Source organism: Clostridium sp. CCUG 7971, from assembly GCF_017590215.1.
GTDB lineage: Bacteria > Bacillota > Clostridia > Peptostreptococcales > Peptostreptococcaceae > Faecalimicrobium.
This window is the reverse complement of sequence record NZ_JAFFPK010000239.1, coordinates 1-530: the sequence shown is the minus strand read 5'-3', so window position 1 is coordinate 530 and position 530 is coordinate 1. Positions and strand designations below refer to the sequence as shown.

At 23.6% G+C, this 530-nt stretch carries 1 pseudogene; it reads right to left on the bottom strand.

The annotated features are described in order from the left end of the window. Window positions 1–217: pseudogene (locus JWF52_RS19045) on the bottom strand (GntP family permease); the annotation flags it as partial. Window positions 218–530 lie beyond the last annotated feature (313 nt).

The window sequence follows — 530 nt, the reverse complement described above, 5'->3', positions numbered from 1 at the left end:
CTCCAGTCATAAATAATGGAAAATAATTTTTTATAAAGTTAGAAAAACCAACCATATAAACTTCTGTATAGTTAGCCATTAGATAACTATCAAATCCAGTTGTAACTAATATAGTAATTATTGCAATTATTGGTGCTGTAATAATAGTTGAGTATCCTTTATAAGCGAGATATATTATAATTGCTAATGAAAAAATTAAACCTAAGATGCTAATCATTTTATTATATTGTCAAAATAAATGACAAACTCCTTTCTTTTTAATGAATTAAAAATATATAAATTTTATTTATATATTACCCTAAGGATATTTATCTACACAGCTTAAGTATTAAAAATAAAAAATACTACAATTTACATATAAAAATTTAATATGATAAAGTATAATAGTTAGACGGCTAATGATTAGCCATCTAACTATTATACTTTGGAGGTGTTACATATTAAAGAAGATAGAAGACATATAAATAATGGAACTCTACATTCTGCATTAATGAAGCTAAATGAGGGGCACAATCGTAAAAATGCAAAAA